9 protein-coding genes are annotated in these 18,135 nt (G+C 45.7%); 5 read left to right on the plus strand and 4 right to left on the minus strand.

Translation table 11 applies throughout. The features are described 5' to 3' along the window. Positions 1-171: 171 nt before the first annotated feature. Entirely contained in the window at positions 172-3,669 is a 3,498-nt protein-coding gene (gene mfd, locus NDI44_RS00755; RefSeq protein ID WP_190410122.1) for a transcription-repair coupling factor, read from the minus strand. Positions 3,670-3,950: 281 nt separating this feature from the next. On the opposite strand from mfd, the gene NDI44_RS00760 reads away from it, so the two are divergent. After that, the gene (locus NDI44_RS00760; protein ID WP_190410123.1) at positions 3,951-5,273 is read left to right on the plus strand and encodes a hemolysin family protein; all 1,323 of its coding nucleotides are present in this window, start codon (positions 3,951-3,953) and stop codon (positions 5,271-5,273) included. Between the two features lie 177 nt (positions 5,274-5,450). After that, a complete protein-coding gene (locus NDI44_RS00765; RefSeq protein ID WP_190410124.1) occupies positions 5,451-6,215 on the plus strand; it encodes a class I SAM-dependent methyltransferase in 765 nt (254 codons plus the stop codon). A 26-nt stretch (positions 6,216-6,241) separates the two neighbouring features. Here NDI44_RS00765 and NDI44_RS00770 read toward each other — a convergent pair whose 3' ends face one another. After that, the gene (locus tag NDI44_RS00770) at positions 6,242-7,315 is read right to left on the minus strand and encodes a low specificity L-threonine aldolase (RefSeq protein WP_190410125.1); all 1,074 of its coding nucleotides are present in this window, start codon (positions 7,313-7,315) and stop codon (positions 6,242-6,244) included. Between the two features lie 79 nt (positions 7,316-7,394). Further along, positions 7,395-9,398, minus strand: a complete 2,004-nt coding sequence (locus NDI44_RS00775; RefSeq protein ID WP_242036924.1) for an ATP-binding protein — start codon at positions 9,396-9,398, stop codon at positions 7,395-7,397. Positions 9,399-9,664: 266 nt separating this feature from the next. Between NDI44_RS00775 and treZ the strand changes: the two genes are divergently transcribed. The 3 genes from treZ to NDI44_RS00790 all read left to right on the plus strand — a co-directional run bounded on the left by treZ (position 9,665) and on the right by NDI44_RS00790 (position 16,058). Beyond that, on the plus strand, positions 9,665-11,491 hold the full coding sequence (gene treZ, locus NDI44_RS00780) for a malto-oligosyltrehalose trehalohydrolase (RefSeq protein ID WP_190410126.1): 1,827 nt from the start codon (positions 9,665-9,667) through the stop codon (positions 11,489-11,491). Between the two features lie 144 nt (positions 11,492-11,635). Continuing rightward, positions 11,636-14,434 carry a malto-oligosyltrehalose synthase gene (gene treY, locus NDI44_RS00785; RefSeq protein WP_190410127.1) on the plus strand — a complete coding sequence of 933 codons (2,799 nt, stop codon included), beginning with the start codon at positions 11,636-11,638 and terminating at the stop codon, positions 14,432-14,434. A gap of 100 nt (positions 14,435-14,534) precedes the next feature. After that, positions 14,535-16,058: a trehalase family glycosidase gene (locus NDI44_RS00790; protein ID WP_190410143.1), complete on the plus strand. Its 1,524-nt coding sequence runs from the start codon at positions 14,535-14,537 to the stop codon at positions 16,056-16,058. Positions 16,059-16,169: 111 nt separating this feature from the next. Here NDI44_RS00790 and NDI44_RS00795 read toward each other — a convergent pair whose 3' ends face one another. Continuing rightward, positions 16,170-18,098: an alpha-amylase family glycosyl hydrolase gene (locus tag NDI44_RS00795; protein ID WP_190410128.1), complete on the minus strand. Its 1,929-nt coding sequence runs from the start codon at positions 18,096-18,098 to the stop codon at positions 16,170-16,172. Positions 18,099-18,135 lie beyond the last annotated feature (37 nt).

Genomic DNA, 18,135 nt, shown 5'->3' on the forward strand with positions numbered 1-18,135 from the left:
TATCTTTCCTGAGATTGATAGAGGATTGGTAGCAAAAATAACAAAAAATTTGCAGGGAGATAGGAAGAGGTTTTGACACTACCGATTTGCCCGATCTAATAGCAGACAAACTTAAAGACAAATTTCAACTCTTCGACCCTGCAAACCGAGCTGTCAGTACTGATATGTAAATTAGACGAGTGCCGGTTCTGGGAGTGCCCCTTGCATCTTACCCAACCAAGTAATCAGATGTTCCGTCTGCTGCTCGGCAGGCAAGACGCCCAAACCGCGAACGGTGACTTTACCGGAGGTGTAGACAAAGCGAGTTTTCAGGTGTTCTGGCAGATTATCTTTGAGCAGGTTCCAGGCGGGTTCCTCCATCGGTGTCTCTAGGATAACGTGTTGTTTGCTTTCTGGTTTAATCCGGCTGAAGCCGAGTTTTTTCGCCAGTTGTTTCAGTTCCATTACCCGCAGCAACTGAGTTGCTGATTTAGGGATACTCCCGTAGCGATCGCTCCATTCTGCGGCAATACTCACTAATTCTTCCTTAGAATTCGCCGCAGCCACTGCACGGTAAGCGCTCATCTTTTGATCCAAATCGGTGATGTAGTCTGCGGGGATAAACGCCGTCAGCTGCAAGTCAATCTGCGTATCGTCAACTTGGGGAATTTCCTGTCCGCGAATTTCGCGAATCGCTTCCTCCAACATTTCCATATAAAGGTCGAAACCAATGGCATCCATCTGTCCCGATTGTTCCGCACCCAATAAATTACCGACGCCCCGAATTTCCATATCGCGCGTGGCAAGTTGATAGCCAGAACCCAATTGGGTGAATTCCTGAATGGCTCGTAAGCGTTGCCGTGCGGCATCTGAGAGCGCCTTGTGCTTGGGATAAAATAGCCATGCGTGAGCTTGGATGCCAGCACGTCCCACCCGTCCGCGCAATTGGTATAGCTGGGATAGACCAAATTTATGGGCATCTTCAATCAAGATGGTGTTGACTCTGGGGATATCTAAACCGGATTCAATAATCGTGGTACAGACGAGGATATCCGCTTCGCCAGCGCTGAAGGCAAGCATCGTCGCTTCTAACTCAGATTCGTCTAATTGACCGTGAGCGATCGCTAGTCTCGTTCCTGGCACCATTTCCCGCAACTTCGTGGCAGTTTCTTCAATTCCCTCGACTCGCGGGACGACATAAAACACCTGTCCCCCTCGGTCGAGTTCTTGCCGAATCGCCGTGCGGATCGCTTCGGGATCGTATGATGCCAGGTGAGTTTTAATCGGACGCCGAGAAGGTGGCGGCGTAGTAATCAAACTCATTTCCCGGATTCCCGACAGTGACATATAAAGCGTCCGGGGAATCGGGGTGGCGGAAAGAGTTAGCACATCCAACTGCGTTCTCAGAGATTTGATTTTTTCCTTCTGGTTGACGCCAAATCGCTGTTCTTCATCCACCACCAACAACCCTAAATCTCGGAAACGAATTTCCTTACTTAAGAGTTGGTGAGTACCAACCACGACATCTAATTCTCCCGTCGCCAGTCGTTTGATAATATTGCGGCGTTCCTCCGCACTGCGGAAGCGGTTGAGTAAACCTACCTCAATTGGGTAGGGGGCGAAACGCTCTTTTAGGGTGTGGTAGTGCTGCTGAGTCAGAATCGTCGTTGGGGCGAGGAAAGCAACTTGCTTCCCGGCGGTAATCGCTTTAAATATGGCGCGGATGGCGACTTCCGTCTTGCCGAAACCAACATCACCGCACACCAACCGATCCATCGGGCGATCGCTTTCCATTTCCCGCTTCACATCCTGCACCGCCTTCAACTGATCCGGCGTCGGTTGATAGGGGAAAGAATCTTCTAATTCTTCTTGCCACGGCGAATCCGGTGGATAAACGAAACCTTGTTGTTGCGATCGCTGAGCATACAACTTCAGCAAGTCCACCGCCAATTTCTTAATCGCCTTGCGGACTTTATTCTTAGTCGATTCCCACGCCTTCCCGGACATTCTATTGAGTTCCGGCGGTTTCCCTTCCGTGGCACGAAACCGAGACATCGCACCCACCTGATCTGCTACCACTCGCAGCAAACCATCCGCATACTGCACTACCAAATACTCACGGGTTTCGTTATTAACAGTCAGACTTTCCAGCCTGAGAAACTTACCAACCCCGTGATTTCTGTGAACCACATAATCACCGGGGCGCAACTTGTTGGGATCGACTTGCTTAGACGCCGCCCGACGACGCTTGCGGATATAGCTGGGACTTGCCAGAGAATGCTGTCCGAAAAACTCCCTGTCTGTCACCACCACCAACCGGAAAGTCGGTAGGATAAATCCTTCCAGTTCCGCGATCCCGGAGTATTTTACCGCCACCGGCGTCTTTTGGATTTGCAACTTGTCAATCGCCGGATAATCGTGGGGATTGGGGACAAATTGCGCCGGACAATCGTGTTCTTGGAGCAACGATACAGAACGGGAAGGCTGTGCAGAAACGATCCAGATCGAGAAACTGCGATCGCGCTCGTTTCGCAAAGTTTCCGCAATTTTAGCAAACTGATGCGGCGTTACCGGAACCGGACGACTAGCCAGATTGAGTGCGGAGGACTGAGGATTGAGGACTGAGGACTCAACCAATTCTGATAAATACAGCCGCTTAAAGCGTTCCGCCGCCGCTAAAGATTCATCAAAATTGCGGTGAATTTTGGGTAATTCCTCCTTCCTATTCGCAATTGCCCATTGTTCTTCAGCGTGTTCCACCCAGCGATCGCTATGGGCGCGACATTGCTCCGGCTCATCAATCGCAATCAGCGTATTTTCCGGCAAATAATCCAACAAAGAAGCCGGTTTCTCAAAAGCCACCCCCAACAACCGCCGCGTACTCTTCTCTGGTTCTTCTTCCCTCTCTTCCCTCTCTTTCTTCGCGACCTTAGCGTCTTGGCGGTTCGTATCTTCTAACGCCGCCCGAACAATCGGACTAAAATCAGTCGGAGTTAGCACCAGCCGCTCAATCTTATCTAGCGATCGCTGAGTTGCCGGATCGAACTCCCGCATCTGATCCAGTTCATCCCCGAACCATTCCAAACGCACCGGCAACTCAGCCGACACCGGGAACACATCGATAATATCCCCGCGCCGACTCCATTGCCCCTCCATTTCCACCAGAGGCACCCGTTCGTATCCCAGAGTCGCCACCTTCTTGCTAAAGGCGTTTAAATCCCAACTCTGTCCGCGTTCCAGGGTGATGCAGAAAGGCTTAAAAGCTTCAGGAGGTGGCAAATGAAGTTGTAGCGCCCGTTCCGTCGCCACAACCGCCATCTTGGCTGAGGAGTGAGGACTTCCTGTCGCCTCAGCCTTGACTAAATCTGCCAATACCTGCATCTGTCCCCAAGTCATCTCCGATTCGGGATCAAATGGCTCGTAGGGCGATGCTTCAGAAGTCGGATAAAAATGTACCGTCTGCCAACCCATCGCTTCCAGTTGAGCGCAACAGCGGCTGACTTCCTCCAGGGTGGCACACACCACGAACAAATTCTGTCCTTGGGCTTGCGCGAGGGCAGAAGCCACCAATCCCTTTGGCAAACGGGGAATGCCGTTGAGCTGTAGATACCGTTGTTGGTCGAGCTTAGAAAGGAGTTCTGTCGTGAGAGGCGATCGCCCTAGGGCACGAATAATAGAAGAAAATGCCATCAGTTGGAGGAAATGCTTAATTCGTTCTGACAAAAAGGCAGGAGTATACCTCCCTACTTCCATCATTTTAGAAGGCAGTTCAAATCGAGACTGCTCTACCGATAGATTTCTGCTTTACACAAAATGCTACTTTCTCTATAGCTACTGCTTTTTTGGGGAACCCCAGCTTTTGATATCGGGGTGGGCACATTGGTTCTCTGGTTTTCTAACCATCCAACTTCGGGTATCGCCCCTACTTCCATCTAAGGCACCGTTCGCCGATATTACTGACACATTGACAAATGACCCCTACTACCGAATTTCTGATTGTTTTGCTACTGATCGTTGCCAATGGCATCTTTGTGATGTCAGAGTTAGCTATCGTCTCGGCTAGGAAGGTGAGGCTGCAACAGCTGGCTAACCAAGGGGATGTCAAAGCACGCGCTGCCTTGGAACTGGCGAATTCCCCGAATCAGTTTTTGGCGATTGTTCAGGTGGGGATAACCCTCCTAGCAATTATCTCCGGTGCTTTCGGCGAAAGAACTATCGCCAAAAGCCTTACCCCTCTATTAGGGTTGATTGCCTGGATCGCTCCGTATAAAAACGCGATCGCATCAGCGATCGCCATCCTGATCATCACCTATCTGACACTGATTATTGGCGAACTAGTGCCCAAGCGGCTGGCTTTAAACTATCCAGAACGGATTGCTTCATCTGTTGCTATCCCGATGCGGATGTTGGCTACTATTGCTGCCCCAGTTGTTTATCTATTGAGTACCTCCACAGATATGATGGTGCGGCTGTTGGGCATCAGACCGTCTACCGATGGTGAAATCACCGAACACGATATTACAGCCTTAATCGAGCAAGCCACGGAGGCGGGAACCTTTGAGGAAGCAGAACAAGACATGGTGGAACGAGTGTTTCGCCTGGGAGACCGACCCGTGAGTGCGTTAATGACACCCCGACCGGATATTGTCTGGCTTGACCTAGAAGACTCCCAGGAAGAAAATCAACGCAAGATTATAAACAGCGCCTATTCCCGATTTCCCGTTTGTCAGGGGGCGCTGGATAATGTTTTGGGCATCATTCCCGTGACTGACCTATTAGGGCGCTGTCTGTCCGGACAACAGCTTGACCTAACGCTCTCGTTGAAACAGCCGGTATTTGTGCCTGAAAGTACCGGAGGGCTGAAAGTTCTAGAATTATTCAAGCAAACCGGCACTCACATGGCGCTGGTTGTAGATGAATACGGCGTCACTCAGGGAGTAGTTACGCTCAACGACATCTTAGTAGAAATCGTTGGTGATGTAGAAATCGATAGTACAACATCTCCTCCAGCCGTACAACGCGAAGATGGTTCCTGGTTGATTGATGGAATGTTGTCGGTGGAAGAGTTTTTTGAAATATTAGATATTGAGGAATTGCCGGGAACGCAAAAAGGAAACTATCACACAATGGGCGGTTTTATGATTACCCATTTAGGGAAAATTCCTACGGCTGCCGACCATTTTCATCTGGGTAGTTGGCGTTTTGAAGTGATGGATATGGATGGCAATCGCGTTGATAAGGTGCTGGTGATGCCCGTCTCTAGAGATGCCGCTGATTCCGAGTCTGGCGATTGAGATGCTGAAATTGCTGGGTTGAGCGTGTTTTAACGCTTTGCGTGTTATCGGCATTGCCTGCATCGTGCGTTGATGTTGACACAGAAAGCGATCGCTTCTTAATCCGGTTCGCTTAGAGCTAAAAATACCAATTCCACCGAATTTCCATTCTGCCCACACCTGTTTTAGGAGCCAAAAATGCAGTCAGAAGAAGCAATCCGAGAGCAATTTGACCGTGCAGCAAATGCATACAGTACATCACCCATTTTCGCACAAGGGCACGATCTGGAGCTGATGGTGCAGGCAGGTGAACCAACATCAGAGATGAGTGTACTTGATGTAGGGTGTGCGGCAGGACATACGGGGTTTGCTTTCGCCCCTCATGTCCGCGAAGTGATTGGCATTGACTTAAGCCAGAAAATGTTAACAGAGGCATCGCGGCAAGCAACGGCACGAGGCTTAAATAACGTGTATTTTCAGGAAGCCAATGCTACAGCACTCCCCTTTTCAAATGAGCAGTTTGATATTGTGACTTGCCGCTATGTCGCTCATCACTTCCCCAGCTTGGCACCCGCGCTGAGTGAGGTTTTTCGAGTGCTAAAACCGGGTGGAAAGTTCCTGGTTGTGGACATTATTTCGCCGGAAGATATTGCACTGGCAGAGTTTATCAATCAGGTGGAGAAACTACGCGATCCTTCTCATAGTTGGGATTGGATGATATCGGAGTGGCAAGCGGCTGGCGAAAGTATTGGGATGCCCTTCACCGCGATGCAACAGTGGCACCTACCGATTGATTTTGCAGATTGGACAGCACGACAGCAGACACCACCAGAAGCAGTTCAAGAACTGGAAATATTACTGGATAATGCTTCTTCACAAGCAAAATCGGTATTCTCTATTGTGGGTGCGCCGCAACGTTCATTTTGCGAATACTCGGCTCTCCTGCGGGGAACAAAATCATAAACTAGGGAAAGAAATTTTGCCCTTCCCTACTGAAAATTGAAGGTGGAAACTAGAGGTGAAGAAACCACGTTGCAGTGTGCCCGTGCCGCCTCAATCAAGGCAGTAACATCCTCTTCTTTAGTGTTGAAAGCTGTTACTAATCGGACGGTTGATGAATATTCCCCCTCCCAGGGATAAAATTGGAAACCATCGGCAAGAAGCCCTTGGATAACTTCCTCCGGCAACTGAATAAAAATTTCATTTACTGCAACCAGGTAGCACAGGTTCATTCCTGGTAGCGCTGTTAGCCCGTGCGCTAATTTCTTAGCCATCTGGTTAGCATGGGCAGCATTTTTCAGCCACAAATCATCTTTAATGTAAGCTTCCAACTGGGCAGATAAAAACCGCATCTTTGAAAAGAGATGCCCGCTGCGCTTGCGACGATAGGCGAAAGTTTTTGCCAAATCTTGATTGAAAAAGATGACGGCTTCTGCTGCCATCGCACCATTTTTAGTCGCTCCAAACGATAGCACATCAACCCCAGCCCGCCAAGTGATATCCGCTGGAGAACAACCCAAATTAACCACCGCATTCGCAAAACGGGCACCATCCATATGTAAACCCAAATTGTAGGAATGGGCAATTTCGGCAATCTGGGAAATTTCCTCTGGCTGATAGATCGTTCCAGCCTCCGTTGCTTGAGTCAAGCTTACAGCCGCAGGCTGTACGTGATGGACGACGCCAGCGCCCGATTTTGCCAGCACAGCAGCCAAGTCAGCGGCGTGAATCTTGCCATCTGCGCCATCCAGTGTCACTAGCTTCGCGCCGCCGGTATAGAATTCGGGTGCCCCGCATTCATCCAGGTTGATATGAGATTGGCGATGGCAGTAAATCGCCCCAAAAGGGGGCGTAATAACAGACAGGGCGAGAGCATTGGCAGCAGAACCCGTGGCGACGGGGAAAACGGTCACATCTGTCTCAAACAATTCCTTGAACCGGGCTGACAATCGCTGGGTATATTCATCATCACCATAAGGCATGGTGGTACCCTGATTAGCGGCAGCGATCGCTGCCATAATTTCCGGCGAAATCCCGGTGACATTGTCGCTACAAAAGTTCATCTGTTCGTCTCGCGTTTCTCAATACTCAACTCTATGCTAATCGCCTCTACCGACATAGATCCTCGACTTCTGGAATCATTTAGAGTTGCGATATCTTGTTCTGCGAAATCGGAATCTTAATGACGAACTCTGCCCCCTCTCCGGGTGCAGAAATACACTCCATACTGCCACTATGTTTTTCTACTACAATCTGATAACTAATCGATAGCCCTAAGCCGGTACCTTTCCCGACTGGTTTCGTTGTGAAAAAGGCATCGAATAGATGAGAACGGACTTCTTCTGTCATGCCTGGGCCGTTGTCGGCAATGCGAATCACCGCTAGCTTTTCGTCTTCAACAGCGGTGCTAATTTTAATACTGGGTAAAAGACAAAATATTTCCTCCTTAGCGACTGACTCTTCTAGTGCATCAATCGCGTTACTCAGCAGATTCATAAACACCTGATTCAACTGTCCCGCGTAACATTCAACTAATGGCAAATCGCTATATTCTTTGGTCACGGTGATCGTGGGACCGCCAGCGATCGCTTTCAGGCGATACTGCAAGATTAGCAAGGTGCTATCAATGCCTTCGTGAATATCAACCGGCTTCATTTCCGCTTGATCGACGCGAGAAAACGAACGTAAGGACTGAACAATTTCCCGAATTCTCTCAATTCCTAAGTGCATTGATTTTAGTAACTTTGGCAAATCTTCAATAATAAAATCAAGGTCACTTGCTTCAATTTCTTGGTCAATTTCAGGTGTAGGGGGGTATTGCTGTTGATAAAGGTGCAACAAATAGAGCAAACTATTCGCATAGTCACAGGCATAATTGATATTGCCGTGAATAAAGTTAATTGGATTATTTATTTCGTGAGCAACTCCAGCCACTAATTGACCGAGGCTGGAGATTTTTTCAGTTTGAATCAGTTGAGCTTGAGTTTTCTGGAGGTCAAGCAGAGTCTTTTTTAGCTCTTGAGATTTTTCTCGATAACGATTTTCACTTTGCTTGCGCTCAGAAACTTCAAGCAATAACAGATCGTTGGTCTGTCTAATTTCTGCTGTTCGTTCCTCAACTCTCCTTTCAAGCTCAACATTGGAGCGGTGCAACTCCTCTTCTACTTGCTGACGCTCAGCGATTTGTTTTTGCAGCTCAAGATTAATCAGTTCTAACTGCTTGGTTTTATCTAATAATATTTTTTGTGTGGCTTCTAATTTGTCAACGGTTAAAGCTTCTTCGTGAAGAGTATAAATATACTCCGAACTTAAGCCAATAAATGGGACGAGGTAAGCAATAATTTTAATGAAATGGGCAATATTGAAATGGTTGTCGAATAATGCAGTTGACCCAAAAGCCATGTGGAGTTGAACGGCAATTTGGGGAATCACGCTAATCGCTAGCGCTAAAGAAAAATGGCTGGGATAAGCATCATAAAAGCGAGGAAAAACAAAAATACCTGCAAAGATAAACAATAAGAGGGGCGGGACATCCCAAGGACGAGTGACAAGCGCGTTCGGGAAAATAGTTGCCGGTATGGCACTATGGGTACAGAAATAGACAATTGTATAAGAAGCAACAGCAAAAGATACACTAGCGATCGCAACAAAACCCGCGCCTCCCTTCCACTTTCCTGGTTTCGTCGCCAGAAAAATTCCCGCGCCTCCCAGCAGAATCAAAGCATTAAAAAGTCGGCAGACTGCCCAAGTCAAAGGAATTAGGTTTTGGCTATCTGCTATCCCCTGGCTCAATCGGTCGGCGGCTAAAGCATGAAAGGTGTCCATGCACCCCGCGCAAAACATTGCCACGCCAATTATGAGCGTGACAGCATCGCGCTTCAGGCTGAAGTGAATCAAAGACAAAATCACAATGGACAGGGCAATACAGAACGCACTCCACTCCAGAATGGTGTGCAGAAAGCTTCCGGAAAGCGTGTACTGCATCGCTTCGACAAATGTGCGGGGAGACATTCCCACAGCAGCTGGCACCTCGAAGGGATGCTTCGGTGAGGCAAAATCCACTCCCAACAAATTCAGCAAGCTAGGCAGCACACAGATCGCTACCACTACCCAAATCAATTGAAAAGGAATCCTCATTGTTTCCATAGCATTTTTCCCAATCCCCCTATTTCAAGATGCCACTAAAGCTTAGCCACAAGTACAGAGGCAGTCATTTCTGACTCTACTAGCGTGGCTTTTAGCCTTCTGCCATTGCCAGAGGTCAGTAAGCTGATATGCGCGATCGCTAATTGAGTAAATAAAAATACACCTTATGGCAGTTCTACGTAACTAAACGTAACTATATTCTGGGATACGTTAACGCGACTTCGCCATTAGGCAAAAAATACTCTTAACAGCGAGGCTAATTAAAGGTGAGAATTGGCGCTTGTTACTTGGGCAACGGAAATTGTGAATTTACCGTTTGGGCACCCACTCTTCATACAGTAGCCGTACAAATTGTTTCTCCTGAAGAACGCCTTCTCACAATGCAACAGGATGAAGAAGGTTACTGGAAAGTTAAAGCTTCAGGCATTGAACCAGGAACGCTTTACTACTACAAACTCGAAGGAACAACTGATAGACCAGACCCAGCTTCAAAATACCAACCGAAGGGGGTACACGCCCCTTCTCAAGTCATCGATCCTAGCACTTTTGCCTGGAATGATACTAATTGGTCTGGCATTCCCTTAGATGAAACTATTATCTATGAATTACACGTTGGCACCTTCACTCCAGAAGGCACCTTTGAGGCAATAATTCCCCGACTTGCTGAATTAAGCGACTTAGGGATTAATGCCATTGAAATTATGCCAGTTGCTCAATTTCCCGGTGAGAGAAACTGGGGATATGATGGGGTGTTTCCCTTTGCCGTGCAGAATTCCTATGGTGGCCCCGAAGGATTAAAAAAACTCGTTGATGCTTGTCACCAGCACGGTATCTCAGTCATTCTCGATGTCGTCTACAATCACCTAGGGCCTGAAGGAAATTACTTCCGAGATTTTGCTCCCTACTTCACTACCAAATATCGCGGTGATTGGGGAGAGGCGATGAATTTTGATGACAAATACAGCGATGGCGTCCGTAATTTTTGTTTAGAAAACGCTCTTTACTGGCTCCAAGAATATCACATAGACGGTCTAAGATTAGATGCCATTCAGGGCATTTTTGAGATGGGTGCTAGACCCTTATTACAGGAAATGGCAGACCAAGTTGCTAATTTTTCCCAGCAACAAGGTAGAAAATTTTATCTGATAGCCGAAAGCGACTTGAACGATGTCCGAGTCATTCGACCCAAAGAAGTGGGCGGCTATGGAATAGATGCACAGTGGAATGACGATTTTCACCACGCATTGCATACCTTACTCACCGGAGAGAACGATAGGTATTACGAGGATTTTGGAAAGGTTGAACAACTCGAAAAATCTTTCAAAGAAGGCTTTATTTACTCCGGACAATACGCTTCTCATAGAAAGCGCCGTCATGGTAGTTCTTCCAAAGACGAACCAGGATATCGGTTCATTGTCTTTACCCAGACTCACGACCAAATTGGTAATCGCGTCCTGGCAGAAAGGTTATCTCAGCTTGTTTCCTTAGAAGGGTTGAAACTAGCTGCGGCTGCTATTTTTCTATCTCCTTTTGTCCCCTTCCTTTTCATGGGGGAAGAATATGGTGAGGAAGCGCCTTTCTTTTACTTTATCAGTCATTCAGATAAGGATTTGATTGAAGCAATTCGCAAGAGTAAACAAGAAGAATTCAAAGTATTTGTGGGGCGAGGCGAAATGCAAGATCCCCAAAGTCCTGAAACCTTCCAGAAGTGTCAGATTAACTGGGAAAAACGAAAAGAAGGAAAACACAAAGCTCTTTGGGAATTTTATCAACAACTTATACATCTACGCCGAACAATTCCTGCTTTGAAGAAACCAGACAAAAACACCCTAGAAGCGTCCAGCATTGAAGCCGATAAAATCTTATTCCTTCGGCGTTGGAGTGAAGCTAGTCAGATATACTCCATTATGAACTTCAATCAAAAAGAGGTCACTTTTACAGCTAATCTACCAAGTGGCAACTGGCAAAAGATTTTAGACTCTTCCGATACTCAGTGGATGGGTTCTGGTTCCACTTTACCGGAAAAACTCACGCCAAACCAAGAATTGACCATCAAACCACAGAGTATTGTTCTCTACGAGATAGCAGGATAATAGACGAGGCAGAGCCTTCCAATCCTAATTATCAAACTGATGATAACGAGACGATTGAGGCTTTGCTTCGCCAGTCGTCACTGTAGAGCAAGCACTGTTCACCTGACAAAATTAGAAAAATCATTGAGGAATTAAAATTACATCATGCGGATTCCAGCAGCTACTTACCGAATTCAATTTAATGCAGATTTCCCCTTTGATTCAGCCAAGAAAATTATTGCTTATCTCGCTGAATTAGGAATTTCCGATCTTTACGCTTCGCCCATTTTTAAAGCAAGAGAAGGTAGCACTCATGGCTACGATGTTGTTGATCCCACACAACTGAATCCCGAACTAGGAACACCGGAAAATTTTGAAGCATTGGTGAATGAAATCAAGAATTACGATATGGGATGGGTACAGGATATTGTTCCCAACCACATGGCTTATGATAGCCAAAATCAGTTCTTGATGGACATCCTCGAAAACGGACCAAATTCCGAGTATTTCGATTACTTCGATATTGACTGGAATCATCCTTATGAAAACCTGAGAGAGCGCGTTCTTGCCCCAATGTTGGGTAATTTTTATGGAGATTGTTTGGAAAATGCCGAAATTCAACTCCAGTACGATCAAAGCGGGCTGAGTGTTAACTACTTTAGCTTAAAACTTCCTGTAAAAATAGAATCTTATGCCCCGTTTATTACTCATAACTTAGGAAAACTAGCTAAATCTCTGGGAAGAAATCATCCAGATTTTGTTAAATTACTAGGGATTCTTTACCTGCTTAAAAACACGCTAGTAGAACCAAAAGGTAAAGAACGATATGACCAGATAGCCTTTGTAAAAGGACTTTTGGGGGAACTTTATACCCAAAATCAAGAGGTTCAGGAGTTTATCGATAGCAACATAGAGTTTTTTAATGGGGAGAAGGGCAATCCAGAAAGTTTTAATTCTCTTGATAGGTTGCTTTCAGAACAGTTCTATCGCCTTTCGTTTTGGAAAGTGGGTGCTGAAGAACTGAATTATAGAAGATTTTTCACCGTCAACGAATTAATTTCTGTCAAAGTCGAAGAAATCAAGGTTTTTCATAAAACTCATAATTTTATAAGTCAGTTGGTTGAGTCTGGAACAATCACAGGACTCCGAATCGACCATATTGACGGACTCTACGATCCAAGTGAATATTTGCAACGGCTGAGAAACAAAGCTGGAGATGTCTATATTACGGTTGAAAAAATTCTGGAACATAAAGAAGATTTACCTGCTTACTGGCCTATAGAGGGAACCAGCGGCTATGACTTCTTAAACTATGTTAACGGTATTTTCTGCCGAACTGAGAGCGAGGAACGGTTTACTGAGATTTACTCTAGACTGACAGGTTTAAATACCCCCTACGAGCAGCTTTTTATGGATAAAAAAAGGCTGATTGTAGAGAAAAATATGGCGGGAGATGTAGATAATTTAGCCCATCTTTTGAAACGAGTATCGGGGCATTCTAGAGTAGGAATCGATTTTACTCAGCATGGTCTGCAAAGAGCATTGGCTGAGATTCTGATACTGTTTCCCGTTTATCGAACTTATATCAATCAAGAGGGATTAAGAGAATCGGATCGCTTCTATGTGAAGGAAGTCATTGAAAAAGCTAGAGAGCAAGTGCCGTTGCTTTTGAAGGAACTGAACTACATTGAAAAACTCTTGTTGCTAGAAGAGGAGGACTCTTTAAAGGCAGAACAAAGAGAAGTACAGCGTCACTTCGTGATGAGACTTCAGCAGTTGACTGGCCCATTGATGGCGAAAGGAATTGAGGATACGCTTTTATATGTTTACAACCGACTTTTATCCCTGAATGAAGTGGGTGGAAATCCGAGCCAATTTGGGGTTAGCGTTGCAGATTTTCACGAGTTCAACCAAAAGCAGCATGAGCGTTGGCCTCATAAAATGAATGCCACGGCAACCCATGATACCAAGCGTGGGGAAGATGTCAGAGCTAGAATAAATGTGCTTTCAGAAATTCCCGATGAGTGGGAAGAACAGGTAAAAACTTGGAGTAAAATTAACGACTCTAAAAAACGCCGCATGAAGGGTCGGGTTTTTCCTCAAAAGAATGATGAATATTTCTTTTACCAAACGCTGGTTGGTGCTTTTCCGTTTGCCGAAAGCGAGCGATCGCACTTTGTAGAGCGCGTGAAAGAATATGTAGTGAAAGCGGTTCGAGAGGCTAAGGTTCACACCGCTTGGCTCAGACCGGATACTGATTATGAAGATGGCTTTGTTGCTTTTATCGAAGAAGTCCTGAAGCCTTCCACAGATAATCAATTTCTCCAGGAGTTTCTGCCCTTCCAACAATCGATAGCTTACTACGGAATCTTCAATTCTCTCTCTCAAACTTTGCTAAAAATTACCGCTTCTGGTGTACCTGATTTTTATCAAGGAACGGAGTTATGGGAGCTGAGTTTAGTAGACCCAGATAATCGGCGTCCAGTGGACTTTGAGCAGCGGCTAGCATTCCTTAAAGAGATTAAAGAGAAAGCTAAGGCAGATGTTCTGAAGCTGATCGATGAGCTATTTACGAGTAAGGAGGATGGAAGAATTAAGCTTTTCTTGATAGCTAGGGTTTTAGAGGCAAGAAAACAAAATTTGGCAGTTTTCCAAAAAGGAGATTATGTACCGCTAGAAGTGGATGGGAAGTTTCAGGATCGGATTGTTGCTTTTGCCAGAAGTTATGAAAATCGGGTGGCAATTACAATTGTCCCGCGATTGCTGACGAACGTTGTCCAAGAAGGAGAATATCCTTTGGGCGAAGTATGGGGTGACACCCGGTTGAAGCTACCGCAGAGAATGCCATCTGCAATGAAAGATGCAATTACTTCTCAGTCCCTGATCGCGAATGGCACGGTGTTGATTGCGGACGCCTTAAAACACTTTCCGGTCGCTTTATTAATTAGCGAAAGCGATCGCTAATATCGATTCCCCTTTGTCATACTGGACATCAGATACTGTTGCCCCCCATCGATCGGGGGGCAACAGACAGATTTATTACAAATACTAAGGAAAAATCGTGATTAATCAATCATTACCTCAAACCGAATTGTTTCCCTCCTTAGAACAAATTCAGGCAGTAAAAGCCTACATTAAAAAAACTTGGAAAACCCTCTATCGCTCTCACGAGCATATTTTGGATGCTGCCCGCGACCCGAAAATTGGTCATATTCCCGGTAAAGGTTGGCCTATCTATGTCTCGCAATCAGAAGATCGAGCGCTCATTGAGGCATCTTTGCGGGAAGTTTTGAGCAACGAAGAATTTAATCAAATTGAAATTCGCACCTTACCGGCAGAAGTCGATCAAATTGAAGATCACGGGTTGCTCTATTTACCTCATGCCTATGTGGTTCCGGGCGGCCGTTTTAATGAGATGTACGGCTGGGATAGCTATTTTATCCAGTTAGGATTGTTGCGAGATGGAGAAATAGAATTAGCCAAAAGCTTGGTGGAACAGCTAATTTATGAAATTGAGCATTACGGCACGATTTTGAATTCCAATCGTACCTATATGCTGACGCGATCGCAACCTCCCGTCCTTACGCCGATGATTTTGGCTCTCTTCCAGCACACGCAGGATCGGGACTGGCTGCAATCAGTACTGCCAACCGTTGAACGTTTTTACTACTATTGGACATTACCCCCCCACCTGAATCAAGCAACCGGACTTTCGCGCTATTTTGCATTAGGTGAAGGTCCAGCGCCGGAAGTGTTAATTTCCGAGCGGGATGAAGAAGGGAGAACTCATTATGATCGGGTACGGGAATATTATCGGACGTTTGCAGTTGAAGCTTACGATGTCAACTTGTATTATGACCGCCAGAGCGATCGCTTAACTGATTTATTTTACAAAGGCGATCGTTCCATGCGAGAATCTGGGTTTGACATCAGCAACCGTTTTGGCCCATTTAGTGTAGATATTATTCACTATGCGCCTGTTTGCTTGAATGTTTTGCTTTATAAAACAGAGCAAGATACCGCCCAGATAAACGATATTTTGGGATATGAAGAAATTGCTCATCAGTGGCGCGATCGCGCTCGCAACCGCCACAAATTAATTGACCGATTTCTTTGGGATGAAGAAGCTGGACTTTACTTTGATTACAACTTCCATACTGGCAAGCGTCGCCCCTACGAATTTGCCACCACATTTTATCCTTTGTGGGCTGGAATTGCATCTGAAGAACAAGCCAAAAGAGTGGTTGAAAATTTACCCGAATTTGAGGCACCGGGAGGATTACTCACTAGCACTCATGTAACCGGAAATCAATGGGATGCTCCCTTTGGTTGGGCACCTTTACAGTTAATTGCAGTTCAAGGACTTCATCGCTATGGTTATCACGAAGACGCCGATCGTTTAGCGAAAAAGTTTATATCTCTGCTAGTGCAAGAGTTTGAAAGATACGGAACGCTAGTAGAAAAATATGACGTTTGTAATTGCTCCGCCAATGTTTCCCATGAAATTCTCTTTGGCTACAGTTCCAACGAAATTGGCTTTGGTTGGACAAACGGAGTCTTCCTCGAACTGTTATCAACCTTAGAATAACTGAAAATTTATAACGCAGACTTAGTAAAAGGAAATCACCAAGGTACACAAAGTTAAATATTCCTTTGCGTACCTTTGAGATTTCCTTAGCGTACCTTTGCGTTTAAATTATTAAGATTCCCGTCCTGTTGCCCATCTATCGCGCCATTTTACTGTCCCTTCCGTGGCAATAACCCAGCGGCGACCGACAGTATTTTCGCGCAAGGGTGCCTGACCTTCACGCCACAGTGCATACTTGTAAGTAATTAACTTTCCAGCACTTTCATCAAAGGGAATTTCCCCAAACCAAGTATTAGTATTGATGAATTCTAGCGGATACGCCTTAGAGATATCCCAATTGCCTAACTCCGGACAATCTCCGATTACCACAACAGTTTCACCCGGCTGTGTCTGCACTCCATTAAGTTGCACCCGCACAATCGTTTGCCCCTTAATGCGTTCCCCAACATGACTGATGACAATTACATCCCGCGCGTCTAGTTCCAAGTCTTGCAACTTTCCGTCTGTAACTTCAAACTTGCGCCGCATTAAAATATCGGTATGTTCGCCGTCTGGTAACTCCGTATCAATTGCTTCCAACTTAACAGCTTCCCCTCGATTCATCGCTACAAACAAAACAGAATCGCGGTAACGGCGTACATAACAATAAACGTCAGGCGTTAGATATTTTTGCCATTGACTCCCCATCGATACAGCTGGATTTAATCGCCGCAAACCTGATAGCAACCGGATATCTCGATAGAGGCGTGACTCGGTGTCCCAATTTTCCATCATCGGACGGTTGTAAGGATCGTTCCCGTCGTTGGTATCGTCGTGGAGATACTGTTCTGTACCGTAGTAGATACAGGGAATCCCACGGGAGGTCATAATCACAGCGATCGCTACCCGCAGCATCTCTGGATCGGGATTCAATGACTGGAAGCGGGGCATATCGTGATTATCAATAAATGTAATCAACTCCGTCGCCCCGCAGTAACGATGATCCAGATCCAGAACATCTTGAATCAGGTGAAATCCTCCTTCAGCACCCTGCGCCAAAGCCGCTCGGATTGCCAAACAAAAACCAAAATCTAGCATTGTCATGCCAGATTCATTGGCGAATTCTACCGAAAGGTCGCTTCGAGGGTCGCTAAAAATCCACTCGCCAAAGATAAAAACATCTGGTTTGTGAGTGGTAATATCCGCGTTAAATTCTTGCCAAAACCAGATCGGCATATGCTTTACAGTGTCAACCCGTAAAGCATCAACTCCCCGGTCTAGCCATTGTTTAATGGCTGATTTAATGTAGTTTCGGTACTCGACGTTATTTTCGTTAAAAGTTGCTAAACCAGACAATTCACAATTTTGCACCTGCCACTCATCTTCCCAATTGGTAACTTCACCATAGTGGTGATACCAGTTATCTTTATCGTCATTAAAATCAGCAATTTTTACTCCATCGTCGTAGAGTTCTCCCTTCTTCCCGCTGAAATCTGGATTGCTGTGATTACACACAATATCCAACACCAGTTTCATCTTGCGTTTGTGTAACTCAGCAACTAATCTGTCAAAAACTGTATCTTTTGTATCTTGAGTTTTATTGAGCGAAGGTTCTTCATCCTTGCCAATAAAGCGAGGATTAATCCGTTTAAAATCCTTCGTCCAATAGCCATGAATCGCAGCTTGCTCAACAAATAATGCTTCCACTTGCTCAAACAGGGGGGTAAGCCAAACTGCGGTAACTCCTAAGTCCTTTAAGTAATCTAGTTTTTCAATAATTCCCTGTAAATCTCCACCCCAATATTTACCCCAATCTTTTCGCTCTGGATCGTAAAGTTCTGGGTTTGGCCCTTCGCTGTTGTCAGGATCGCCGTCATAGAAACGATCTACAACAATGAAGTAAATGGTTTCCTGACGAAATTCAATATCTCTGGTGTATAGAAACTCTAAATCAATATCACTTTCTGGTTTAGCTTCGATAACCAAAGAGTCGATTTCTGCTTCTGAATTAGTAACTTCGTATTGAGATGACGAAGCTTGAGATGGAGGAGTTGATACCATAAAGTTTAGTGCGGCTAGTGTTGATAGAGGTGCGATT

The sequence above is a fragment of the Trichocoleus sp. DQ-A3 genome, assembly GCF_039961975.1.
In the GTDB taxonomy this organism is placed as follows: domain Bacteria; phylum Cyanobacteriota; class Cyanobacteriia; order Cyanobacteriales; family FACHB-T130; genus FACHB-T130.